At 58.7% G+C, this 23527-nt stretch carries 20 protein-coding genes and 1 pseudogene; 8 read left to right on the forward strand and 13 right to left on the reverse strand.

What is annotated here, in order from left to right:
- Positions 1-19: 19 nt before the first annotated feature.
- Both ABH944_RS34390 and ABH944_RS34395 read right to left on the reverse strand, forming a co-directional pair.
- Positions 20-853: a hypothetical protein gene (locus ABH944_RS34390; protein WP_404612028.1), complete on the reverse strand. Its 834-nt coding sequence runs from the start codon at positions 851-853 to the stop codon at positions 20-22.
- A gap of 170 nt (positions 854-1023) precedes the next feature.
- A complete protein-coding gene (locus ABH944_RS34395) occupies positions 1024-2127 on the reverse strand; it encodes an alkene reductase (protein ID WP_404612026.1) in 1104 nt (367 codons plus the stop codon).
- 431 nt (positions 2128-2558) lie between these two features.
- On the opposite strand from ABH944_RS34395, the gene ABH944_RS34400 reads away from it, so the two are divergent.
- Complete coding sequence (locus tag ABH944_RS34400) at positions 2559-3491, forward strand: LysR family transcriptional regulator (protein WP_404612024.1); 933 nt, start codon at positions 2559-2561, stop codon at positions 3489-3491.
- Here the strand turns inward: ABH944_RS34400 and ABH944_RS34405 are convergent.
- The 3 genes from ABH944_RS34405 to ABH944_RS34415 form a co-directional block, all read right to left on the reverse strand.
- Positions 3440-4162 carry an SDR family oxidoreductase gene (locus ABH944_RS34405; RefSeq protein WP_404612022.1) on the reverse strand — a complete coding sequence of 241 codons (723 nt, stop codon included), beginning with the start codon at positions 4160-4162 and terminating at the stop codon, positions 3440-3442. The genes ABH944_RS34400 and ABH944_RS34405 overlap by 52 nt on opposite strands.
- Positions 4163-4252: 90 nt before the next feature.
- Positions 4253-4927: a peroxiredoxin-like family protein gene (locus ABH944_RS34410; RefSeq protein WP_404612021.1), complete on the reverse strand. Its 675-nt coding sequence runs from the start codon at positions 4925-4927 to the stop codon at positions 4253-4255.
- Between the two features lie 163 nt (positions 4928-5090).
- Positions 5091-6125, reverse strand: coding sequence for an aminotransferase-like domain-containing protein (locus tag ABH944_RS34415; RefSeq protein ID WP_404659634.1), 1035 nt, complete (start codon positions 6123-6125; stop codon positions 5091-5093).
- A gap of 315 nt (positions 6126-6440) precedes the next feature.
- Here ABH944_RS34415 and ABH944_RS34420 point away from each other — a divergent pair, with 315 nt between their 5' ends.
- The 5 genes and pseudogenes from ABH944_RS34420 (at position 6441) to ABH944_RS34440 (ending at position 10665) form a co-directional block, all read left to right on the forward strand.
- Positions 6441-6908 carry an Lrp/AsnC family transcriptional regulator gene (locus tag ABH944_RS34420; RefSeq protein WP_404612017.1) on the forward strand — a complete coding sequence of 156 codons (468 nt, stop codon included), beginning with the start codon at positions 6441-6443 and terminating at the stop codon, positions 6906-6908.
- 349 nt (positions 6909-7257) lie between these two features.
- Entirely contained in the window at positions 7258-8406 is a 1149-nt protein-coding gene (locus ABH944_RS34425) for a peptidyl-alpha-hydroxyglycine alpha-amidating lyase family protein (RefSeq protein ID WP_404612015.1), read from the forward strand.
- A gap of 64 nt (positions 8407-8470) precedes the next feature.
- Positions 8471-9102, forward strand: a pseudogene (gene yfcF / locus ABH944_RS34430) (glutathione transferase).
- Positions 9103-9269: 167 nt separating this feature from the next.
- Positions 9270-9953: a class I SAM-dependent methyltransferase gene (locus tag ABH944_RS34435; RefSeq protein ID WP_404612013.1), complete on the forward strand. Its 684-nt coding sequence runs from the start codon at positions 9270-9272 to the stop codon at positions 9951-9953.
- A 133-nt stretch (positions 9954-10086) separates the two neighbouring features.
- The gene (locus ABH944_RS34440) at positions 10087-10665 is read left to right on the forward strand and encodes a class I SAM-dependent methyltransferase (RefSeq protein WP_404612012.1); all 579 of its coding nucleotides are present in this window, start codon (positions 10087-10089) and stop codon (positions 10663-10665) included.
- Between the two features lie 82 nt (positions 10666-10747).
- Here ABH944_RS34440 and ABH944_RS34445 read toward each other — a convergent pair whose 3' ends face one another.
- Positions 10748-11671 (reverse strand): sterol desaturase family protein, encoded by a 924-nt coding sequence (locus ABH944_RS34445; protein WP_404612010.1) that lies wholly within the window; start codon positions 11669-11671, stop codon positions 10748-10750.
- A 340-nt stretch (positions 11672-12011) separates the two neighbouring features.
- Here ABH944_RS34445 and ABH944_RS34450 point away from each other — a divergent pair, with 340 nt between their 5' ends.
- Both ABH944_RS34450 and ABH944_RS34455 read left to right on the forward strand, forming a co-directional pair.
- Positions 12012-12302, forward strand: a complete 291-nt coding sequence (locus ABH944_RS34450) for a hypothetical protein (RefSeq protein WP_404612008.1) — start codon at positions 12012-12014, stop codon at positions 12300-12302.
- On the forward strand, positions 12299-14047 hold the full coding sequence (locus tag ABH944_RS34455; RefSeq protein ID WP_404612006.1) for an energy transducer TonB: 1749 nt from the start codon (positions 12299-12301) through the stop codon (positions 14045-14047). Before ABH944_RS34450 ends, ABH944_RS34455 begins: the two co-directional genes overlap by 4 nt.
- 229 nt (positions 14048-14276) lie before the next feature.
- Here ABH944_RS34455 and ABH944_RS34460 read toward each other — a convergent pair whose 3' ends face one another.
- The 7 genes from ABH944_RS34460 to ABH944_RS34490 form a co-directional block, all read right to left on the reverse strand.
- Positions 14277-14969 carry a type 1 glutamine amidotransferase gene (locus tag ABH944_RS34460; protein WP_404612004.1) on the reverse strand — a complete coding sequence of 231 codons (693 nt, stop codon included), beginning with the start codon at positions 14967-14969 and terminating at the stop codon, positions 14277-14279.
- A 3-nt stretch (positions 14970-14972) separates the two neighbouring features.
- Positions 14973-15968, reverse strand: a complete 996-nt coding sequence (locus tag ABH944_RS34465; protein ID WP_404612002.1) for a homoserine dehydrogenase — start codon at positions 15966-15968, stop codon at positions 14973-14975.
- A 434-nt stretch (positions 15969-16402) separates the two neighbouring features.
- Complete coding sequence (locus tag ABH944_RS34470; RefSeq protein WP_404612001.1) at positions 16403-18697, reverse strand: PAS domain-containing sensor histidine kinase; 2295 nt, start codon at positions 18695-18697, stop codon at positions 16403-16405.
- A gap of 401 nt (positions 18698-19098) precedes the next feature.
- Complete coding sequence (locus ABH944_RS34475) at positions 19099-20565, reverse strand: MmgE/PrpD family protein (RefSeq protein ID WP_404611999.1); 1467 nt, start codon at positions 20563-20565, stop codon at positions 19099-19101.
- Between the two features lie 29 nt (positions 20566-20594).
- On the reverse strand, positions 20595-20861 hold the full coding sequence (locus ABH944_RS34480; RefSeq protein WP_404611997.1) for a hypothetical protein: 267 nt from the start codon (positions 20859-20861) through the stop codon (positions 20595-20597).
- Positions 20862-20957: 96 nt separating this feature from the next.
- Positions 20958-22019: an isocitrate/isopropylmalate dehydrogenase family protein gene (locus ABH944_RS34485; protein ID WP_404611995.1), complete on the reverse strand. Its 1062-nt coding sequence runs from the start codon at positions 22017-22019 to the stop codon at positions 20958-20960.
- 37 nt (positions 22020-22056) lie between these two features.
- A complete protein-coding gene (locus ABH944_RS34490; protein ID WP_404611994.1) occupies positions 22057-23460 on the reverse strand; it encodes an MFS transporter in 1404 nt (467 codons plus the stop codon).
- Positions 23461-23527 lie beyond the last annotated feature (67 nt).

Consider the following 23527-nt stretch of genomic DNA (forward strand, 5'->3'; position numbering starts at 1 on the left):
TCCGTGTCGAATCGATGCGTCAAGCAAAGAAAGCGATCGCCTGGCCGTTCAACCTTGGCATATCGACAATGGGGCCCAGGCAGCGTCCGTCGACAAAATCGAACGCAATGACGGTATCCCGAGCGACGCAAAACAAATAGCCCTCCGGGCCGAAGCGCAGACCCCGAGGACGATGAAAGCTCATATTCCGATCCACCCGGAACACGCGGACAAGGCTACCGGTTGAACTGTCGTATTCGCGTACGGTGCATACCGCGTCCGGCTTTCCGAATGGGAACTCGCTGGACACAAGCACATTGCCGTTCGGCGCAATCGTGAGATCCAGTGGACTCACAGCGTCGTCGGTAATGAATCGGGAAGCATGCAGTCCGCCGTCCGGGTCAAACACGAAGATGTTGTTCTCACCCTCACCATCTGGACCAATGCCGGAAGCAAGGAAAAGCTTGCCATCCGTGCTGAAGGCGAATCCACGAGGATACGGAACCGCACTGGCGGGCAGTACGAATTGCGCGGCACCGTCGAGATAGGGGGAAAACGCAGCAATCGTCCACGCGCTACGCAATCCTACGTAATAGCGCCCATCGGGCCCAAGGTTGCCGCCCCCGGCATTCAGTCCTGGAACAGAACCTGTGTCATGTACCACCCTCCCTTTGGTGTCGAGTGCAAGGATGCGGTCGCTTCCGCTATTGACATAAAGATGCTGCCGATCCGGACTGACGCTCAGGCCGCGAGGATCGACGATGCGAGGATCGTCGCTGAACGAACCAATGAACGTACCGTCGAGCCGGAATGACAGGAGTGTCCCGTATCCATCGCCGTTCGAACCAGAAGCGCTGGTAACCAGAATGCTCATATAAAGTCCTGCGAGATAGATTGGAACTGCTCACCCCGCCGTGCCGTAGTGGCCGACGCAACAACCGGCGCTACGTTAGCGCGGGTCGCTGCGTTGTTCAGGGCGTGCTGGTGTGAAGGGAGCCGGGTACCGGAATCCATTCTTCCGGGTCCGGATGGTGGGGTGCGGAATTACGCCGCCTGCGTTTCAGCATGAAACGGATAGTCGGTGTAACCGCATGCGTCGCCGCCATAAAAAGTACTACGGTCGTACCGGTTGAGCGGCAGATTCAACCGCAGGCGCTCGGGCAGATCCGGGTTGGCGATGAAGTGGCGGCCAAACGCGACGATGTCCGCGTGGCCCGCTTCGATGATCGCGTCCGCAGTCTCTTTCGTGAAGCCGCCTGCAGCGATTAGCGTGCCGGTGAACTTCGGGCGCAGATGGCGCGCCGCGACCGGATCGTGAACATCGCCGATCGTCTCCGTGCCCTTGATGCGTGGCTCGACCACGTGGAGATAGCCGATGCCACGCTTGTCCAACTGCTCCGTCACGTAACCGAAGGTGGTTTCCGGATCGCTGTCATGCATCGAGCCATAGGTACCGCTCGGTGCAATGCGCACGCCAACCCGGTCCGCTCCCCACACGGAGATCAGTGTGTCCGTTACTTCGAGGAGGAAACGGGCGCGATTTTCGATCGGACCACCGTACTCGTCGGTGCGAGCATTCGAACCGTCCTGAAGAAACTGATCCGGCAAGTAGCCGTTTGCGCCGTGCAGTTCCACACCATCGAAGCCCGCGCGCAGCGCCCGCTCGGCACCCCTGCGGAAGTCCTCGACAATGGCGGGGATTTCGTGCAATTCAAGCGCGCGGGGCATCGCGAATTCGACTTCACCGTTCACTGAATACGCATGGCCTTCGGCTTTCAGCGCAGATGGAGCGACAGGCGCCGCACCGCCTGGCTGAAGATCGGGGTGAGACTGACGGCCTACATGCCACAACTGGAGGAAGATGCGAGCGCCTTTGGCGTGCACGGCATCGGTGATCCGGCGCCATCCTGCAATCTGATCGTCGGAGTAGATTCCCGGGGCCATTGCATAGCCGTAGCCCTGTACCGAAACGGGGGTTGCCTCCGTGACGATAAGGCCACCTTCGGTTGCGCGCTGCGTGTAGTACTCGACCATCAGATCGCCCGGTACGTCACCGGGCTCCGAACGCATGCGTGTCAATGGCGCCATTGCGACGCGATGGGACAGGGTGTAGGGGCCGACTTTGACGGCTGAAAACAGCTTGCTCATGGAGTTACTCCTTGCGGATCGGTTAGTACCGGCTAGCAGTACGAGCGCGGTAACACGTTCGATGGCTCTTGCCACTGCGGGGAGAGCCACAACGGCGGCTTGCTGTCAGACGAGCTGCTGGTAGCGGCTCGCCAAACACAGGAATATCGTCGTTGAATTGAACCGGCCAGGGTAGACAGCGTGACTGCATAACAGTCATTCCCTTGGGGCATATCGGGCGGATCTCATCGCGGCCGGTGAACAACTCACGGTGCAACGGAAGTCGCTGAGGATAAGAACGCGTTACCGTGTGCCTGTGCGCAATGGGTGTTATGCCGGCGCTACGTAAAACCGCGCGGCGCGGTGGTGTATCTTCCGGCAAGCAGGTTTTGCCGTGCGTGTTTGACGGGGCGACGCTCGAGCCCCGGACATCCGTTCCAGGAGGGAAGACCGTGGACCGACTGACAGCGATGGAAACGTTTGTGTGTGTGGTGGAGTCCGGTTCTTTTTCGGCGGCAGCGCGGCTGCTGAACGTTGGGCAGCCCGCCGTTTCCAAGTCCATCGCACAACTCGAAGAACGGCTCGCGGTTCGACTGCTGCTGCGCTCGACGCGCGGGCTGACGCCGACCGAGGCGGGCCATGCATTTTACGAGCGCGCAAAGCGGGCGATCGAAGAGGCCGACGAGGCGGAGGCTGCGGCAAGAGGATCGGCTGGCGCCCTCTCCGGTCGTCTCAGGATTTCAGCAGGGGTGACCTTTGCGCGGATTCACATCCTTCCGCAGCTCCAGACATTTCTTGATCAACACCCTGAACTCAACATCGACATTGTTCTCGACGATGAAAACATTGATCTGCTGGAACGCGGCATCGACGTAGCACTCAGGATGGGGGTGCTTGGCGACTCGAACATGACTGCACGCAAGATCACTCACAGTCGCCGTTGCGTCGTGGGCACGCCAGCCTGGTTCGCAAAAGCCGGCGAACCTCGGGTACCTGCGGATCTGCTGTCGCATCAGGCGATCGTGTATGAGCAGGGCGGCGGCGGAAGCGTGTGGTCGTTCAAGCAAGGCAATTCGGAAACGGCAATTGTCGTCGCCGGGCGCGTCCGCGTGAACGCGGCGGAAGGCGTGCGCGCGACCGTGCTCGCCGACATGGGTGTCGCGATCGCTTCGGAGTGGATGTTCACGCTGGAACTCGCGAGTGGTGCAGTAAGACGCGTGCTGACCGACTGGGAATTGCCGGGTATCGACCTGTGGGCCGTTTTTCCCAGCGGGCGCATGGTCAGTGCAAAAGCACGCGCTTTCGTCGCCTGGATTGAGGAGATGTTCGGCCCTCAGATTGAAGCCTTGCCGATCGAGGCGCCCCCATCGACAAACAACGTTTGACCCGTGATGAAAGCGGCATCTTCGGACAGCAGGAAAGTGATGGCTGCAGCAATCTCGTCCGGCTTGCCGAAGCGTTTCATTGGGACGGAGGCGAAATAGCGCTGCTCCCCTTCGCTTCCTGGCGCGTTATTGGCTCGAAACAGTTCGGTTTCCGTGGGGCCGGGAGCCACGGAATTGACCGTGATGCCGGTGGTCGCCAACTCAAGCGCCCAGGAGCGTGAAAAACTCACCAGGGCGGACTTGGCGGCGGCATAAGCCGTACGTTCCACAATGCCAAGGATAGTGAGGCTCGATATGTTGACGATTCGCCCCCAGCCTTGGGCGTTCATATTGGGCAGGAGTGCTTGCGCCGCCTGGATAGCCGGATGCAGATTGAGCGACATGACGGAGTCAAGCGCGTCCAGATCGACGGCGCCCAGCTTCTGCGGTTTGACCAGCCCAACGTTATTGACCAGGCCGTCGAACTTGTAGTCCGCCACAAGCTTGTCGAGCGTGGCCTGCGTTTTCTCGCGGTCGGACAGGTCGACAGAAACGAGCGTTCCTGGAAATCCAGGGTCGTCCCCGTGACGTGCCAGCCCCACTACGCGGTGCCCCTCTGCGTTGAGGCGCTGTGCGACGGCCCTGCCGATGCCTTTGCTGGCACCGGTTACTAGAAAAGTACGCGATTTCATAGTGCCTCGATATTTATGTATCAGCTTGCCTGTTCAATCGTTCCCGACGGCTCATGGCCGGGAACGAAGCAGGAACAAAGCAGGACCGGATCAAGACGCCGAAGCGAGCTTCTTGCGGAGAACCGGCAACATGTCCTGCGGCTCAGGACGGTGCGTATAGTCCGGGTTGACCTCCGAGTACAGGATCGTTCCGTCTTGCCCGACCACGTAGCGCGCCGGCATCGGCAACGTCCAGCTGTCGTCTCCGTTGAACGCCGGCAGATCGTTTTTGAGGTTCTTGTACAGATCCACCAGATAGTCGGGCAATGCAAAGCGGATGCCGAATGCGGCGGCCACATCGTTATGCGTGTCGCTCAGGATCGGGAAGCTCAGCTTGTTGGTACGGATCGATTTGCGGCTGTTCACGGCATTCTGCGGCGAGATCGCGACCAGGCTGGCACCCTCGGCCTTGAACGAGGGTAGCGCTTCTTGAAGAGCCATCAGTTCAAGATTGCAATACGGGCACCATGCGCCACGGTAGAAACTGATCACGATCGGACCCTGCTTCAGCAGTTCGACAGACGACACGGGGTTGCCATCCGGATCATTGAGGGTAAATTCCGGCGCGACGTCGCCCGCTTTCAGAGCGCGTGCGGCCTGACCGGACGCCACGAGTTCGGCTGTCGCGCGTTCCATGACCGGATGGATTTCCGGCGGTGCAAAGTACGGGGCTTTTCCGCCTTTGAAATCCGCCTTGAATGCATCGAGCTTGGCTTGAAGTGACATGACAATCCCCTTGCTGATAAGGTTTAACGCACATTGCGTGGTAGGGATAGTCAGCCAATGCAAACCGGCGGAGAAGACAGCACGAATGCATAACTGTCATTCCTGCCGGGCATGGGGGACGACAAAGAGCGCAGGACGCCGCAGAGAAAATGATGGACGTGAATCAATCGGAAGTTGTGTTTTTGAGTACGGCGTCTATGGTGTCTGCAAGCCGGCGAATTGCTTCGTCCATGCACTGAGGATCGGCGATCGAAAAGCTCAGACGAAGGTTCGACGAGCTACGCGTGTCGTGGAGAAATTCCGAACCGGGGACATACGCAACCCCGTTCTCAATCGCTTTGTCCAGTAGCTCGCGTGCGTCGATCGGGACACTTAGTTTTACCCATACAAAGAATCCACCCTCCGGTGCGTTCCACGTCGCGTACGGAAAGAGGTGAGCCTGTAATGCGTCCAGCATGGCATCGCGTCGCGCCTGGTATCTCTGTCGAACACGCGCGACGTGCGCATCTATTCCGTGCTCAAGCAGATTGGCCACAATCTCCTGCGAGAGCGTACCGGGCTGGAGATCGCTGCCCTGTCGCAGGAGCGTCAGCAGCGAGATGACGTTTGCCGGGCCAACGATCCAACCGACTCGAAGGCCGGGAGCAATGATTTTGGAGAATGAACCGATGAACAATGTCCGCCCTGTATCGGGCGATGCATTGCCGCAATCCATTTCGAGAAGTGAAGGCGGAAGGTCATGATCCGAAAATTTGATCTCACGATAAGGGCTGTCCTCAACCAGAAACGTGTCACGCTGACGTGCAGTCGCGAGGAGCAGCGCACGCTCTTTCTCGCTTAGAACCTCTCCCGTCGGATTCTGGAAATCGGTCATGGCGTAAATGAACTTCGTGCCGCGCCCTTGCATGGGGGCAGCTTGATCAGCGAGCGATTCGACGTTCGCGCCACGGGCCCGAAACACCTGTAAGGCGCCCGGATAAGTATTGGGCTGCACCAGCACGGAATCTCCATCGTCTACGAGCAATTGGGTAATCAGGTCGATTGCCTGTTGGGCACCCGCCGTAACAAGAATGTTCGACGTGTCGCATGTGACACCCTGGTCGCGCATGCGTTGCACCAAAAGAGCCAGTAGCTCAGGATTGCCCCGGGATTGACCGTACTGAAGAGCGCGTGCGGTTGTGTCGGGACTGTCGAACATGACGCTCAACGCACTGAAAATTTCTGCGGAAGGGAACAGCGTGCCATCGGGTTGTCCCGGCCCTAACGAAATGAGATCGGGTGTGTCTTTGGCCAGTTGCTCGAGTTTCCGGATGCCCGACGGTTCCAGACGGGTAGACAGCCGCGAAAACAGGTTCGGGTATGACATTATTGATCTGTCGATGGTTGGTCTGCGATACGCTTGAATTCACGATAAATTATCGTAAATTCATCGGTTATCACGGTCATAGGAAGAATTTTGTGATTAAAATCGGCCACGAGTGCAAATAGCTGATGAATCCGCTGGAGGCCTGCCATGATCGACGACCGCGACCGACGAATCCTCACCGCTCTTGCTGGAAACAGCCGGATAAGCTTCCGCGAACTTGGCGAGGTGGCCAACCTGAGCGCCAATGCGACGGCCGAACGAGTGCAACGGCTGGTGGATACCGGTGTGATCTCAAAGTTTTCGATCGACATTCCTGCGGCTGCAATGGGCCTTGCTCTACAAGCCTTCATCGACGTACGACTGCAGCCTGGAACCACTATGGCAGCCTTCGAGAAAGCGGTTCAGCGCATGGACAGCGTTCTTGAGGGGACGGTCCTTACGGGGACGTTCGACGCGAGACTTCGCGTCGCTTGTGCGGACCCGGAACACCTCAACCGGATCATCGAGGAATTGCGCGGGGCCTGCGGCATACAGGAGACCTACAGCGCGATCGTATGTCGGCAGATGCAATTGACTTCACATCGCCAAGGGGGCGACCGGCTTCCATTGAAATAGCTGACAGCGTTGACCGGTCGTTTAAATCAATCCTGCGGGCTTCGCCAGCAAAGTTGCACGATGGCGTCGTTTAGGGGCGGAGCACGTTGCTGTCCCTCAACGAAACGTGGCATCCGACGGCGGATTGCAATGTCTGCTTTCCGGTGAACTTTGGACCTTGCCTGCTTCTACCCGAAAGGCAACTTAGCTATTAAGCGGTTTGTGCACTACGATTGCATCTGCACGTTCGGTACGTTGAGTACGCTAGTACCAGACAGTGCGTGACACACCACTGCTTTGCGTGGGACTGCTCTGCATGGGACCAGAGTAAGCGCTAAAGCGCCAACTCTGGTCGACAAGGAGACATCGGATGAGCGAGCAATATGGGTCGTTTTGCCCCTGCTGCGGCAACGCGGAGCATCGGGCAATGAGCCGCCGTACCTTCATGAGCCTCGTCGCCAGCACCGCCGCCGGACTCGTGATCCCGCCGGCTTTCGCGGACGCACAAACAGTACCGTCAATTGCTTACGACTCAATTGCAGATCCCGTTCATTTGCCTAAAGACACCTATTTCGGCGAATGCTCCGGTGTCGCGCTCAACTCGCACGGGCACATCTTCGTGCTGTCACGCGGCAACACGAATGGACCAGCCTATGGCGCAGCCGCGGCACAACTTCTGGAGTTCGCGCCCGACGGCCGCTTCATCCGCGAGATAGGACACAACCTGTATGCGTGGTCGTTCGCGCATTCGGTCAAGGTAGACCGGCAGGACAACATCTGGGTGACGGACAAAGGCTCCGACATGGTGATCAAGTTCACGCCGGATGGACGCGTCGCAATGGTGTTCGGCCGCAAGCAGGAAGCCGCCGACGAAGACACCGGCCCGCTAAAGCACCCTAACCCGCCGCTGCCCGCCGAGCCCGGCCGCTTCCGCCAGGTAACCGACGTCGCGTGGGACGTCGCAGGCAACACGTATATCAGCGACGGTTACATCAACTCGCGCGTCGCGAAAGTCGACCACGATGGCAACTGGATCAAGTCCTGGGGCGACCGCGGTACCGGGCCTGGACAGTTTCATACGCCGCATAGCATCGCACTCGATGCGCACGACAACATCTATGTCGCAGACCGCAGCAACCGGCGCATTCAGGTGTTCGATACCGAAGGCAATTTCCAGCGGCAATTCACAATCGACGTTCCAGTGCCGCCGGAGGCACGTCCGGCGATCGGCAACATGCCGGATGAAGCGGCAATCGCTGCCGGCACGTTTGCGCCAGGTTCGCCGTGGGCCATCTGCATCTCACCCGGACCGAATCAGGTGCTCTATAGCGCCGACGCTTTTCCAGGCCGTATCTACAAGATGACGCTCGACGGGAAAGTGCTCGGCGTGCTCGGAAAATCAGGCAAGCAACCCAAGCAATTCGGCTGGATTCATCAGATGGCGTGCCCATCGGAGAACGTGCTGTTCGTCGCCGAACTGCTGAACTGGCGCGTGCAGAAACTGGTCCTGCACGCTTGATCCGCAATTGGGTCGAAGATGTTCGTATAGCCCGCAGGTGCATGTTCCGCTCTAGGAGCCCACTTTGCCATCAACGAATCTGCGTCTCTACGCCGACGCTCAATTCGCAAGTCCATATGCGATGTCGGCCTTCGTGGCCCTTCACGAAAAGGGATTGTCGTTTGAGCTTGCAACCATCGACTTGGCCAACAATGCAAACCTCGAACCTGAATACGCAGCGAGTTCACTCACACAGCGTGTACCTACGCTGGTTCACGACAGTTTCGCTTTGTCCGAGTCGTCAGCAATAACCGAGTACCTCGACGAGGTTTTCCGGGAACCTTGTTATACCCAAAAGATGCGATCAGGCGCGCGCGGGCACGTCAAGTACAAGCGTGGCTGCGAAGCGATCTCATGCCCATAAGACAAGAGCGCTCCACCGAGGTGGTATTTTTCGGCGCTTCCGCCGCACCCCTATCTGCTACAGCGCGTACGGCTGCAGCAAAACTGTTTTCTGCTTGCGAGGCATTGCTTACCGACCACTCGCCGAACCTCTTTGGCGAGTGGTGTATCGCAGACGCTGATCTCGCTCTAATGCTGAACCGGCTCGTCCTGAATGGTGATGCGGTGCCGGTAAGATTGGCTGACTACGCTGCACATCAGTGGCAAAGGCCGTCTGTTCAACGTTGGGTCGCCCTGAATCGTCCCCCGTTTTGAAACCGTCGAACTTGCCGCAGGCAGCTTCCTTGTTCCTGCTCATGCCGGCGTATTGATTTAGGGCACACGGTCGGGCGGACTGAAGCATCCGTAACCCGCGCGTTTGCATCAGTCTGATGCGTGATCTGTACGGACATTAGTGAGCGACATCTTGGACGGAACAAGCGATGGACATCGAACCTCTCAGCGACGACAAGATCATCGATTCGTGGAGGCGCAACGCTTTGCCCTGGATGAACGCGGTACGCTGCGGGGAAATCGAGAGCAGGCGATTGGTTACCGATCAAGCCATGTTGGACGCGGTGCTGGCTTGCGAACCGGCCACCGTCGTCGATCTGGGTTGCGGGGAAGGCTGGCTCGCCCTGGCGCTTCAGCAGAATGGAATTGACGTGACGGCGGTAGACGTGGTGCCGGAATTGGTGCTCGCCGCGACTGAAGCCGGTTTGATCGATGGCAGGGTCCTGTCCTATGAAGAGATCACTGCTGGACGACTCAAACTGACCGTCGACGTCGCGGTCTGCAATTTTTCATTGATCGGCAAAGAATCGGTAGACGGTCTGCTGCGCAGCATGCAGATGCTACTCAAGCCGGATGGATCCTTGATCGTGCAAACGCTGCATCCCCTGATTACATGCGGTGACTTGCCGTACGTCGACGGCTGGCGAAAGGGTTCGTGGGCAGGGTTTGGTGAGACGTTTAGCGATGCGCCTCCTTGGTATTTCCGGACCTTGCACACCTGGCTCGAACTGATGTGGACTAGCGGGCTGACCCTTCGGGAAATGCGGGAGCCTTTACACCCGCGAACCGGCAAGCCGGCATCAGTGATCTTTCGCGCGCAGGTACGACGTTAGTTGATGGTTGCGGCACAATCACCGCTGCATCCCATCTCGGTAGGATAGTGCCGATCACGCCGCATCGGTCTCGGTGTGCCTTTGGACAGGCAACGGAAATCGTTTCAAAAACAACCTCCAGGATATGTTCTCCATGTTTCCCGATCCCTGGCTAGACCGATGGCTAACCTTGATCAAGGCACGCGCTGGTCAACGGCCAGTGCTTGAGATTGGCTGTGGTTATGGCGATGACACCGCGACTTTGGCAAAAGCCGGTCTACGCGTGATCGGCTTTGACCTCTCACGTGCCTCGGTAGCGTCGACGAAGATCAGGCTACCTTCAGCAAACATTGAGCGACGAGACGTTCGTGATCCGCTTCCCGACAATGCAACGAAGCTTGGTGCCGCGTTGGCGAGTTTGTCGCTTCACTATTTCCCCTGGGAAGAAACCGTGTCGATCGTGGATCGCGTGCGACTATCGCTACGACTGGGTGGCGTGTTGCTATGTCGGTTGAACTCCACCGAGGACAAAAATTTTGGTGCGAACGGATGCGAGGAAATCGAGCCGAACTATTTCCTGGTAAACGGACAGCCGAAGCGCTTCTTTGACGAAAACGCGGTGCGTCGACTTTTTGCCGATGGCTGGAACACGATCGCGCTAGAGCACATCACGACCGACAAATACCGGAAACCCAAATCCGCTTGGGAAGTGATTCTCGAGAGGGTGCAGTGATCTGTTTCCCGCCGCCCAGCTTATCTTGGTGGGGAACGCGCAATGTCGCTGGTATGAACGCGAGCGGTAGCGGGAAATTCCTTTACCGTCCCTGCGTACTGACTGGGACCGTGCGACGTGCGGACAGATTCTGCTGACGCAGCGCTTCGGTTGTTTCGCCTGCACCGTCCACGCGCCAGCCCGGCGGCAGTATCACGTAGCGAATCGCAGTCCACACGCTGCCCGCTGACACGACATCACGGGCGAGGCTGACCCAGTGTTCGAATTCGACGACCAGCGGATTGCGCGACCGCGTGGGTGTAGTGAGACCGTAACGGCACGGCTCATCAGCGCGTTCTTCGACATACGTACCGAACAAGCGGTCGAATATGACGAGTACGCCGCCAAAGTTCGCATCGAGATAGTCCGTATTCGATGCGTGGTGCACGCGATGCGCGGATGGCGTATTGAACACATATTCAAGCCAGCCGAGTTTCGGGGTCCATGTGTTGTGCAGCCAAAATTGATAAAGCAGATTAAAACTTAGCGTCGCCAGCACGATTTCCGGACGCACGCCAAGCCACACGAGGGGTGCGAAAAACATCGCTGAGCCGGTCAGCTTGCCGGTCAAGCCAAGTCGGTAAGCAGACGAAAGCGTCAGCTGATTCGGCGAGTGGTGAACCGCGTGCGTTGCCCAGAAAAAGCGAATGCGGTGCGACGCGCGGTGGTACCAGTAGTAGCAGAACTCCTGGCCGATAAAGAGCAGAAACACCATCAGCGCGCTGTTGAGCGTGACGGTGAAGATTCGGTGATCCCAGGCAAGGGCGAAAATCGGGGTCGCGAGCGAAAGCGGCAGCAGTGCGAGCAGCTTGCGACCGGCTACATCGGCCAGCGAAATCCACACTTCATGCCAGTCAAAAGGCATTGCGCTATTGCGCTGTCTGCGGGTGAGCACGCATGCCTCGATCAGCGAGACGGCGATGACGAACAAGGTAGCGCAAAGAGCGATTTTTCCAGTGGTAACCATGATGGGCAGATAACCGGTCGAGATTGGACGCGTCGTTTGCGGAAAAGGCTGCTATCGCGTCGGATGAAGCTAATGTAGTGTTCGGTCCGGTTAAAAACCATGCGTAAACTATGTCGCCAGATGTCGCGGAATTCCGCCCGTGACGGGCAAGCCGCGGCGCACGGTCGGCGCTGGCGGCATGCTGCGGCGATGGACCGCGACAGACTGACCTTCAGTGAGCGGTTTCCAATTGCTTGCTCGACTGACCGGCAAGGTCCGGCCAGTTTGGGACGCTCGACTTCGTGGCCTGGATCATCGACAATCTGCAGACTTAACTATCGGCGGCTATTGAAAACAACCGATGAAAAGAAAACGAAATTTCTCTTGCATTACCCTGTGCGTGATTTCGTTCGCCGCTTCGTCGGCCCATGCCGGGTGGTATGAGATCACGAACTACGCCGGCACGATTGGTAGCGTACCTGTTCACATGTCATTACAGACCTACGATGACATCAACCGCAATGAGCCCGGTCAGTGGCGCGTCAATGGCAGTTACTACTACGATACAACCGCACTGTACTTGAAACGCACCAGGCGCAAGCTGAATTGCCGCATTGGTTTGTCCAAAGCCGTTTTAAGCCTTAATCCATGAAATCCACATACCTCTCAATCCTCCCACTTCTCGCGCTAGGGCTCGCCGCGTACGCTCAAACGGGTATTTGCGCAGACAATGTTTCTTCATTGGCCGGTGTCTACAGCACAGCGCACCCAGTCACGATCAATGGTGTCAAGGTGCCGACCAATGGGTATATCGAAATCGATCCGCGTGGCCGGATCACGGCCTTCGAACAAGATGGTGAAGGCCCTGCGTCCGTCGGAAGTGGCTGCTACAGGTTGGCAACCGGGACGGCGACCAACGCAGGGTTGCAGGAGCGCATTCTTACACCAGGTGTTTCGCCGCGCGGCGATGCCGTATATCAAACCCTCGCCGGTGACGGCGATACGTTCGGTATTCTGGTTGAGCCTGGCGCGAAGGGGGACATGCAATGGTTCTTTCATTGGGGTCGCGCGAACAGTACGGTCACAATCAACGGAAAAAAGAATGTCGTCAATTCTGTGAAGCAGTTGTCCTATTCCATTAGCGGCCCCGCTTTGGCTTCACCGACGCCAGAGCAGTTGCACAACATGCTCTGCCACACAGACGCGTTGGATCTGCCACACGTCAAACCAGGCGTCGTTTCCCCTGTCCAGCAGCCAAAAGCCGATTTAACTCAAGCCGATCAGGGTATCGCAGCCGCGGCGAGCAATCCGGTCGCAGCGAGCGACGTCCACCAAACGCCCCTTCCCGCGAGCGTTGTCAACTCACTCTCACCTTTGGGAGCGGCGCTTCCGTTTGAGATGGGGAGACCTATCGACACGACCGCATTAACCAGGTTTGGTGTTCCCGCAGGCTCATCCAAGGCGAAGATCCTCACGGATTGGGCCCAACAAGTCGCAACCGACCCGGACATAAAAAACTATTTTCTTACCACCAATACTGATCCCGCTGCCGCGAGAACAGTTGCCATGTCGCACGCGTTGGGCATGCTGGACGGCATGCGGCGAATTTCGCAGGAAGACCGCGAACAGATGATTGGAATGACAACGCGCGCTCTTGACAACGCGCCGCCGGATTGCGGGGGCACCAAGAATCTCCAGGCAATTACGTCACGCTATCTGTCACTGGAAACGGAGAGTGATGAAGAGCTTCACGCCCAACTGCACGCAATATTCAATCTGTTAAAACAAGCAACCCGGAACACGCCACCACCGCAGATCACTGCCGCACAACGGTTACAGGGGCAACTAGCGCTCTCCACGTCTATTTCAGATGCACTGAAGCAGGACGCTTCGGAGACAGACGACCTCGGGCTGTTGATGAGCGGCCGACAAGCGGAACTGTCTCCAGTGGCATGGTGCAGGGCCATCCGTTTCTATCGCGACGCCCTCAACAAGACACCACAACCGGCACGTGACTGGGTCACGCTTGCCGAGGTCGAAAACCAGAAACGTCTTACGTCCGCATTCGTCACGATGCTAAAGAATCTTGGTTCGTTACCTCAGACCTTCCAGCAAACCGGCGCTGCGCCAACAGTGTTCGACTATGCAGAAACGGTCCGGCGACGCGTGCGCCCACTTATTGTCTGGAACGGAAAGCTTGTTCATGGTGAAACGGTCGTCGAAGTGCGTTGTGCGTCTTCGGGTAACCTCGAGTCGGTGAAAATGGTTCGCTCAAGCGGCGACAGGGACTGGGACGCCGCCGCCCTTATGGCGGTGAAAAAGGCTGATCCGATGCCGCTGGACGAAAACGGCAAGGCTCCCCGATTATTCAAGATAACGCTGAGGCCCGGCGTTTGATCGGATCGCGGTTCTTAGGACACCGAGAGTCAAGATGCGATTCGGCGCGGGCAGCGCAGTTCAGTGGGCGTGCACCATGGGTAGGAGCGCCCGTTCATTCGCGCGCACTGATCGACGGGATGGCGGCAGCGGCGCCCGGCAAAACACCGCGCTTGCTGGCACTGCGGCCTTAGCTTGCGAACGACTGCATTCCATTCTCAAGGCGCCGTCGATGAGCCGGAGCTTCGGATCAAGCTGCCAGATAGTCAAGAATGCTATGCATTAGTGTTTTCACCGTTGTGTAACGGTGTTCAGGTGCAGCCCGAATATGGCTCTCCGATTGAACATACCGACCGATTGTCAGATCACCCGCGCAATGATCGAGAATGCCGGCCACGCTCTCGCGCATCACCTCCAGATGAAACTGCAAGCCGATTACGCGCGAACCGAGCTGAAACGCCTGATTTGTGCATGAAGCACTACGCGCCAGATTGATTGCGTCCGCAGGGAGATCGAACGTTTCGCCGTGCCAGTGGAATACGTCGACCTCATCGGGGAACCGGAATGCCGACGCCTGTCGGGACGTACCGGAAACGGGATGCCACCCGATCTCTTTCTCATTGGCTGGGTAGACTTTCGCGCCCTTTGCCGCTGCAATCAACTGCGCGCCGAGACACACACCCAGCACGGCGACGCCACGCTCGATTGCCGCTGCAATAAAGCATTTCTCAGGCGCGAGCCAGGGCAGGACAGCTTCGTCGTTGACGCTCATCGGGCCGCCAAGCACGATAAGCAGGTCGATATTGCCCGGTTCGGCAATGCCCGGAAGCACCGGCGATTCATACAAGCGGCTGAAGCTGATCCGTGCGTCACGCTCGCGCAACCAAGCTTCCATGTTACCCAACCCTTCAAATGACGCGTGCTGCAGTACATGCACCTTCATGGCTCATCTCTTCATCAAAATGTGTTCGAAATCCTTAAGCGCTGCCGCGGCTGTGGCGAGCGGACTGGTCCGGCAGATGGCGACAACATCGCCCATGGCGTCGGTCTGGATGCTGATCGCCTTCATCTTCGCGCCGACCAGAGCGAATGGATGCTCGCGGGGATAGGTCCGAAGCGTGACGGTAGCACGCACACCGTGCTCGCCCGGAACGATTTCACCGATAAGCTTCGGTACCACACCCGCTGCTTTCCATCCGTCGATATCGCGCGGCGTAATCTGGTTGATCCCTTGGCGCTCGACGTCGTTCAATGCAATGTTGGCATTGAGCGCCGCGTTGGCGATCAGCGTGACCTTGCAGGCAGTGTCCCAGCCATCCATGTCGAAGCGCGGATCGGGCTCCGCCATGCCGAGCTGCTGGGCTTGCGCTACGGCATCTGGCAACGCAACGCCGTCCATCATCTGGCTCAGCACGTAGTTGGTGGTGGCGGTAAAAATGCCCTCGACCTTCAACACGCGGCATCCCGCGAGGTTGTGCTCGATAAGATCGACAGTGGGAAGCGCTGCGGCGGTCGCGCCGCTGAACTTCAACGCGACGCCGTTCGCAGCGGCGAGCGCGCGCAGTCCGGCCAGATCAAAGATCAGCGCACCCTTGGAAATGGCGATCGCGTGCACGCCGCGCGACAGTGCGCTGCGAAGGTAGCCATAGGCAGCACCGCCCGTTTCGTAATCGGTGGGGCCCGCATCGATCAACACATGTGCGTTGGTTCGCTCGATGAATTCCTCGCCTGTCAATCCGGCTCGCATTGCTTCCCGCTCGGGTCCATGAGGTCCCGGTAGACCGTCGGGCGCATACAGGCCCGCACGTGAACCACAGACCGCGGTCAGACGCACGTCCGCGCCATGACACTGTGCATAGCGGGCCTGTCGCTGCAACAGCAGGCCGGCGACCGTCCGGCCAATCGCACCGAAACCTGTAATCGCGACATTCCATCGTTGCATGATATTTCTCCGTTGTCCTTACTTTTCGAACAACATGCCAAGGTTGGCGAACGACTTGAATTCGAGCGCGCAGCGGCCTTAGCGACAGCCAGGCAGCCCGCCGCAAAACGCACGCGCAGCCTCGATGCTGTGGACCCGGAACGCGATATGGAACGGCAAAATTGGAGTATTCATGACGATGGGGCTTCCAGAGGTTGAACGGAAATGCGCTCTTTATCGAATCTCCGGGTCACATGTTAGGCATGAGTGAATTGAATGAATAACGATATATTTTTTTCCTCACAACAAAATTTATCGATGAATTGACCCATGCCGGGAGAGCTTAAAAGCAGGAAGCGGCGGCTAACCTCGCTGCGGCAGCCACGCACCGTTAATTACCTACTACATAGTTGGTGCCTTCCCATTGCATCCGTTTTGAACACGGATTAGACAAGTTAGCATCCCTGATCGAATGGCACACGTACCTTGATGGAAGTACCGTAACCCGGCGAACTGGCTACGTCGAGTGCGCCGCCCAGCATCAGCACGCGCTCCTTCATACCCGCCAACCCAAACGATTTCCTGGGGATCGCAACTGGATCAAACCCCCGGCCGTCATCGCGCACTTCCAGCAGGCAATCGGCCGCGGTCTGCTCCAGCGTGATGAAAACCTGGTGCGCATCGGCATGTCGTGTGACATTGGTGAGCGCTTCCTGCACGATCCGGAACATCGCAATGGCCCGCTCCTCCGCAAGCTCCGTGCTTTCTTCCGGCACGCTCAGGTGGCAGGTCGTCTGCCCATTCCGCGAAAATTCGGCAGCCAGCCACTCGAGTGCCACTGCAATACCCGCGTCGAGCACCGCAGGACGCAGCGAGGTCACGACGTCGCGTAGAGCCCGCATTGTCGTGTCGGACAGGAGCAGTATTCGTTGGACGTACTCGCCGAGATCCGGGTTGTCATGGCCGAACCGCAGACGCAGGGTTGAGACGCCCATGCGAAGCGCGGTCAGTTGCTGGCCGAGTTCGTCGTGCATCTCGCGGGCAATACGCTTGCGCTCTTCCTCGCGTGCCGTTTCGCGCCGTGAGGTAAGTTCGCGCAACAACTCATAAGATTCAGACAGGCGCTGCTCCGCCTCCTTGCGCTCGCTGATATCGCGCCAGATAGTCAACACGCTCTCGACTACCCCATCCGCGCTGTACTCGGGTACGGCATGGGCATACCAGCACTTGGGCTCGCCGTGCCGGGCCCAGTTCACTTCGAATTTGGCCGCCACGCCGCTTTCCATGATCTCCTGGAGTTTCTTCTGAACCTGCTGTGTTACTTCCTCCGCCGCACCCAGTACGTCGGTAGGCTCATCCAGCAGTCTCTCGGCCTCGACGCCGCTCACGCGCACGAACTCCGGATTGACATACGTACGGCGGCAGTTCCGGTCGTACCGGACAATGGCATCCGGCGCATTTTCCGCAAGCGTGCGAAAGGCCCGTTCGCTCGCATAGAGGCGCTGCTCGGCCTCCTTGCGCTCGGTAATATCGAGTCCCAGCGCGAGCGCACCCACAATCTCGCCCTGCAAGCCGCGCTCCGCGATGATCCGGATATGATGATGGCGCACGCCATTGCCGCCATCGGGCACCATGATTTCGACATGACGCTCCGTGCCCGTTTCGATAACACTCGCAAGCAACGCCTGATACTGCGCGTACCGGCCGTCGGGCTCATGCTCCACCGGTGTCTTGCCCAGCAGATCCTGCAAGGGTTTGCGCAGCGTCGCTACAAGCCCTGAATTCGCGTAAACCAGACGGCATTGCCGGTCATAGCGACAAATGACGTCGAGCGTGCTTTCCGCCAGCCTGCGAAACTGCGCTTCGAGTTCCAGTTGAGTTGTCAGCAGCGATTCCGTCCGGTGCTGGGCCGTCATGTCGCGCGCAATGCCCACGATCCGGTGAACCCGCCCTGACTCGTCGTGCACGGGGATCAGGGTCAGGTGGTAATGGTGGCGTCCGCCGGGCAGTTCGAGCGTCACTTTGTCGTCGCAAACCATACCCGACTGAACACACTGCGAACATTTCTCGCCAAGGACCCCGGCTGCCTCCGACTCCATTTCGTCGATGAACGTACCGATCAATTCCGCCCTCGGGATACCGAGCGATTGTTCACCGGCAGGGTTGATCTCGAGCGCGCGGAAGCGCCCTTCCTGCGTCACTTCGAGCAAATAGAGCACGTCTGAAACATTGTCGAAGACCTGGCGGTAACGCTGCTCGCTCTCCCGTAGCGCGCGTTTTGCGCGCTCGCGTTCGGTGACATCGCGCGCGAGCGCCAGATTGTATTCCTTGCCGCCGTATTCGAAATGGCTGGCGTAGACCTGGACAGGCAGCAGGCCTCCGTCCTTGCGGCGATGCGCGGTCTCGACAACGAGCGAACCCTTCTCGCGCAGCGCCGGCCATGCCTCGTCCCACCTGTCGGCAGTCCAGTCCGGATCGATATCCGCCACACCCATCCGCAACAGTTCTGTATCGCTGTATCCCAGCGTGCGGCAGGCCTCCTCGTTGACATAGACGAGGCGGCCGGTGTTATCGAATAGATAGGCGGCTTCGCGCACCCGATTGAGCGCAAAACTGGTCAGCTGCAGGAGTTCATTGCGTTCGGCCACCAGCCGTTCCAGATTCTCGCGGTCCTGGCGCAGAGCAGCATTTTCCCGTTTCAGTTCTTTGAGAATCGCGGCTGTTCCGGCGTCGCGTGCGGATTCGTTCATACCGTTGCCCACGAAAATTTCTACATGACGCGCATTATGCGTTGCTGGCATCTGCATGCGAGAGTGCCAAGCCGTTGTTTCGCGAACGTCTTGCCGTTCACGAAGCACGAGTTCGGTTTGCACACGCACCCCGAAGAAAACACCTTCGGTGAGCCTGGCTATCACAATACGCCGTGGTATATCGACAAGCCAGTTGAATCGCCGCTGGAACCCCGGTGGCTTATTGGTGCGGGTCATACGGCCATGCAAGACCCGGTAAGTTTCGGACGATAGGTATCCGCTTCAATCCGGCCTGACGGGTAGCCGGAGAGGGAAAGTTATCAAGTGGTTTCCGTGGAGAAGCGGAAAAGACAAACAGTCCGGACCGCTGAATGCAGGAGGCGTCGAATTTTCGCTGCGACTCACTTTGTGAGCAATGGCCGCAATTGACGGATGTCGCCCAGGGTCTCGAGATTATTGATCAGCTTGATCAGCTTTTCCGTTTTGCCAGTGCCGAGCACGGGCGTCATCAGATCGCGCGCCTTCGCACTGATCGCCGCGGTATCCAGTGGATTTTCCTTGGTGCCGGGCGGGAATTTGGTGAAATGATCAACTTTACATCCGTCGGTCAGCGTGACTTCGACAATTGCGCCGCGCGGTGCGGCCGGATCCATCAAAGCGGCATCCGGCTCGACGGTGATCTTCGCGCGCTGCGCCGAGATGGCAGGGTCGAGCATCAGCGCCGCGTCGTGACTATCGTTGAAGGAAACCGCACCCTTGACCAGGGCAAGCGCAACCAGGTGCTGGCAATTTACATCGGGCATGGCGCTTTCGCCGACAATGCCGATTGCATCAGTCGGGAGTTTGACGAGGACGCTGCGGACATTGCCGGGTGTCAGACCGTATTGCTTGCGCAGCGCCAGGAACGCGTCCAGTGGTGACTGGATCGGATAACCTACAGAATAGGTCTTGATCGCTGTCTCGGTAACGTAAAACCGGCTACCCAGCCCGTCGAGCATCGCTTCCGGTTTCGGATCAGTCGAGAGGGCGATGAACAGGTTATGAGCGCCATCAAGCACGTCGTACACGCCCGTCATCCCTGCCTGCACCATGCTCACTGCGGTAACACCGTTGCGTGCACCCATGCCCGCGAAGTCGAACGCCTTTTCAATGTGGTCTTTATCCTTTACCCAACTCCACAGACCTGACACCTGCTGCGCCGAGTAGGAAATGGCGAACCGCATGCCGGTTTCATCGAGTCGCGCCAGCGATGCGGCCGCACCTAGCGATCCGAAGGTGGAGGCGGTACCTTCGGCGCTACGGCTGCCTCCGCGCACTAGATCCGGTCCAAGCGCCATCAGCAGGCGGCAGGCCAAGTCGTAGCCGAGCGCCACTGCGCGAATGAACTCCTGGCCGCTGCGTCCTCCCAGTTCGGCCATCGCCAATGCGGAGGGAACTACCGAGCTGCCTGGGTGTGCTTTGGTAACGGGCTCGAAGTCGTCGGTTTCATCTGCATGGGCGCACATGGCATTTGCCAGGGCGGCATTGATCACCGTGGTGCGAAAGCGCGCTCCGATCACCGAAGCCTGCGGCTCGCCGCCCAGCTCCTGGACATACTTCACGGCCATTTCACCAGGCCGCATGCGCGAGCCCGACACCATGGCGCCGAAGGTGTAGAGAATGCGGTGCTTGCATTCGAGCATTACGGCCGGCGGGAGCGCGGTGCTCCTGGCGGCCACCATGTAGCGGGCAAGCCGCCCCGTCACATCGGCGTTGCCGGCGGCTGCGGCGAAGCGGATTGGAGACACCGCGAGGGCGGCGACTGCCCCGGCGGACTGAAGCACGCGGCGGCGTGAAAGCCTGCGCTGCAGCGACCACCGATTCTCCATGCCGTTCATTTCTTAACCTTATCGGTCGGTCAGTTCACCAATGCTAAGGTATCCGACATATTCACCCCCGGATAGCTCCGGCCAAGCAACCGCCAGTGGGTGCCGAGTCCTTCGGTGATCAGTGCCGCGTCGAACCTGTATGCCATCAATGCCGCGAATCCGCGGCGGCGGTCGACAGAAGCGGATGCGCTGGTAAAACCATGCTTTGCCAGGACTTCCCTGGCTACATTGATGGGCAGCCGGCGCCTCGCCAGTGCATGGAGGCCTGGCACAAATTCGGAGGCAATGGAACTCACTGCGAGAACTCCTCAAGACGAACACGGTTGATCTTCCGGCCAAACGCGTATCGGCCAGCTGATGTTCCTTGAACATGGCCATTTGCGCCATAGGGCTTAGCCTTGCCGGATCGCATGTACGATGGCGTCGCCCATCTCGGTCGTCTTGGCGGCGCCGCCGAGGTCTGCCGTGAGCGACCGCTTCTCCCGCATCACCGTGCCCACGGCTTTCTCGATCGACGCGGCAGCCTGACATGCCTGCACGTCGTCAAGCTTGCGTCCCAGCCACTCGAGCAGCATCTTGCCGGACATCACCATTGCATAGGGGTTGGCGATATTGCGGCCGGCGATATCGGGCGCCGAACCATGGGTTGCTTGCGCCATCGCGTGTCTCGGACCCGCGGAGAGACCCGGGGCGAGGCCCAGACCGCCCACCAGCCCGGCGGCTTCATCGGTGAGGATATCGCCGAACATATTGGTGGTGACGACTACGTCGTACTTCTGCGGCGTCATGACCAGACGCATGGCAAAGGTGTCCACAATCGCTTCGTTCATTGTCACGTCCGGATATTCTGCGGCAATGCGCTTCGCTTCCTCGACGAACATACCGCAGCCAAGCTTGAACACAGTGTCCTTGTGTACGACAGTCAGTTGCTTGCGGCGCGAGCGGGCCAATTTGAAGGCCTCATGGAGGACCTTCGACGAACCAGCACGAGTAATCACGCGAACTGAAATTGTCACGTCGTTAGTCGGTCGAAACTCACCGGATCCCGCCACGACATTGCGATCCGGCTGGAAGCCCTCATTGTTTTCGCGCACGATCACCAGATCAACGTTCTGGTGCAACGACGGAATTCCTTCATACGATAAAGCTGGGCGAATGTTAGCGAACAGGTCGAAGTGCTTGCGCAGGATCGGATGCGGATTGATGGCTTCGGGTACTTTCGGATAAGCCATATGCCCGATCGGACCGAGAATCCAGCCGTCCAGCGCGTCCAGCCTCTGCAAGGTGTCGGGCGGCAATGTGTGGCCCAGCTTGTCATAAGCCGCTCGCCCGATCGGGATCGGATGCCAGTCAATCGCCAGCCCGGCCATTTCTGCCGCCGCCCGCATTACCTTCACTGTCTCCGGCACCACTTCGTGGCCGATATCGTCGCCTTCCAGAATACCTATTTTCATGCCCGCTTCTCCGTTTACGTTCAAATTTCCCAGCCATTCAAGGCGACAGTGTTTCGAGGCTACGACCGTTGGTGCGCGGGCCAAATACGCCAATGCCGACAATGATCGTCAACATGGCGAGCCCTATCATGACGAACACGCCGCGCTGGCCGTAGGCCGACATCAGATCCCCGACCCAATAGCCGACGAACACCGAACTGACCCTGCTCCAGCAAAACGTGAAGCCAATTGCACGGGCGCGAATGCGTGTTGGAAATAGCTCAGCCGCGTACGGGTGAAATATCGCGATCATCCAGTTGTTGCCCAGTGCAATCAGGCCACCGGCGCAGACAATGACCGCAACCTGATGGCCCGTGGCAAACACGGTCCCGGCAGCGCCGATCAGGCAGGCACACAGCACGAGTTGCCACTTGCGCTCGATACGTTCGGAGAAGTAGCTACCGATCGCGGCGCCGATCGGCGCCATCAGGACAATAGCCAGGGAATAGTTGAGAGAGTGAATGATGGAGAAACCGTGCTCCATCAAGAGGACCGGGACAAACGCCGTGAAGCCGAACACCGCGATCGTCTGGGAAAACTGGAACAGTGACACCACGATCGTGCGCGGCAGATAGAAGCGGCTGAACATGTCACGCCAACGCCCGGTCTCGATAACGGCATCGGGCACACTCAGGTCCGGAGCCGAGAGCGGTGCACCCCGTTCGGCTTCCACCGCCCGCTCGATCTCCGAGATCAGCCGGTCGGCTTCCTCAACGCGACCGTGCACTTCAAGCCAGCGCGGCGACTCCGGCAGCCCGCGCTGCAAAAAGTACACCAGCAGGCCGCTGGCCGAGCCCATTGCCACCACGATGCGCCAACCGGCGATCCCGAACGGATCGAGCGGCACGAGGATAGCCGCCAGGAATGCCGCCACGGGAATGGCCGACAGCACAAAAATATACGAGGTCGTCATGTAGCGCCCGCGACTCGCGCGCGGCGTAAGCTCAGTGACGTAGCAGTCGTTGTTGATCAGTTGCATGCCGACCGCAAAGCCCGCGAACAGGCGAGCAAGATCGATCAGCAGGGGATCGCTCAGCACTGCCACAGAAAATTGGGCGACCGAGTAGAGCACCATCGAGTAGACAAATACTGAGCGCCGTCCAAACCGGTCCGAGACAAAGCCGAACACCGCGGTGCTGAGGAACATGCCGACAAAAAATGAGGCTAGAAAGCTGGCGAAACTATGAAAGTCCCAGAGTCCCTTGTTCGCAATGGTGTAGATCCCTGAGCGCACCAGTCCAAGTGAGATAAAACCCGGCATGAACAGCTCAAAAAATTCGAACCAGCCGCCGGCAGCAATGCGCGCCACGATTTTCATCAGGTGGCGTGACGGCGGGAGCCGATCGATTCGCGCCAGGATGGCGTAGTTTCGTCTCAGAACCTCGGGCGAGCCAATTTCCATGTCTGTCTCCGTTGTTATTTTTCCGGCCTTTCCGGCTTTCGCCGCTAGCCTGTTTTGGTTTTGTCCA

This window comes from Caballeronia udeis, from assembly GCF_044909315.1.
In the GTDB taxonomy this organism is placed as follows: Bacteria; Pseudomonadota; Gammaproteobacteria; order Burkholderiales; family Burkholderiaceae; genus Caballeronia; species Caballeronia udeis_A.

What these genes read in the sequence shown, in the direction of transcription:
- ABH944_RS34390 (WP_404612028.1), bottom strand. Translation starts at nt 853, where the DNA reads ATGAGCATTCTGGTTACCAGCGCTTCTGGTTCGAACGGCGATGGATAC.
- ABH944_RS34395 (WP_404612026.1), bottom strand. Translation starts at nt 2,127, where the DNA reads ATGAGCAAGCTGTTTTCAGCCGTCAAAGTCGGCCCCTACACCCTGTCC.
- ABH944_RS34405 (WP_404612022.1), bottom strand. Translation starts at nt 4,162, where the DNA reads ATGAAATCGCGTACTTTTCTAGTAACCGGTGCCAGCAAAGGCATCGGC.
- ABH944_RS34410 (WP_404612021.1), bottom strand. Translation starts at nt 4,927, where the DNA reads ATGTCACTTCAAGCCAAGCTCGATGCATTCAAGGCGGATTTCAAAGGC.
- ABH944_RS34415 (WP_404659634.1), bottom strand. Translation starts at nt 6,125, where the DNA reads ATGTTCGACAGTCCCGACACAACCGCACGCGCTCTTCAGTACGGTCAA.
- ABH944_RS34420 (WP_404612017.1), top strand. Translation starts at nt 6,441, where the DNA reads ATGATCGACGACCGCGACCGACGAATCCTCACCGCTCTTGCTGGAAAC.
- ABH944_RS34425 (WP_404612015.1), top strand. Translation starts at nt 7,258, where the DNA reads ATGAGCGAGCAATATGGGTCGTTTTGCCCCTGCTGCGGCAACGCGGAG.
- ABH944_RS34435 (WP_404612013.1), top strand. Translation starts at nt 9,270, where the DNA reads ATGGACATCGAACCTCTCAGCGACGACAAGATCATCGATTCGTGGAGG.
- ABH944_RS34440 (WP_404612012.1), top strand. Translation starts at nt 10,087, where the DNA reads ATGTTTCCCGATCCCTGGCTAGACCGATGGCTAACCTTGATCAAGGCA.
- ABH944_RS34445 (WP_404612010.1), bottom strand. Translation starts at nt 11,671, where the DNA reads ATGGTTACCACTGGAAAAATCGCTCTTTGCGCTACCTTGTTCGTCATC.
- ABH944_RS34450 (WP_404612008.1), top strand. Translation starts at nt 12,012, where the DNA reads ATGAAAAGAAAACGAAATTTCTCTTGCATTACCCTGTGCGTGATTTCG.
- ABH944_RS34455 (WP_404612006.1), top strand. Translation starts at nt 12,299, where the DNA reads ATGAAATCCACATACCTCTCAATCCTCCCACTTCTCGCGCTAGGGCTC.
- ABH944_RS34460 (WP_404612004.1), bottom strand. Translation starts at nt 14,969, where the DNA reads ATGAAGGTGCATGTACTGCAGCACGCGTCATTTGAAGGGTTGGGTAAC.
- ABH944_RS34465 (WP_404612002.1), bottom strand. Translation starts at nt 15,968, where the DNA reads ATGCAACGATGGAATGTCGCGATTACAGGTTTCGGTGCGATTGGCCGG.
- ABH944_RS34470 (WP_404612001.1), bottom strand. Translation starts at nt 18,697, where the DNA reads ATGAACGAATCCGCACGCGACGCCGGAACAGCCGCGATTCTCAAAGAA.
- ABH944_RS34475 (WP_404611999.1), bottom strand. Translation starts at nt 20,565, where the DNA reads ATGGAGAATCGGTGGTCGCTGCAGCGCAGGCTTTCACGCCGCCGCGTG.
- ABH944_RS34485 (WP_404611995.1), bottom strand. Translation starts at nt 22,019, where the DNA reads ATGAAAATAGGTATTCTGGAAGGCGACGATATCGGCCACGAAGTGGTG.
- ABH944_RS34490 (WP_404611994.1), bottom strand. Translation starts at nt 23,460, where the DNA reads ATGGAAATTGGCTCGCCCGAGGTTCTGAGACGAAACTACGCCATCCTG.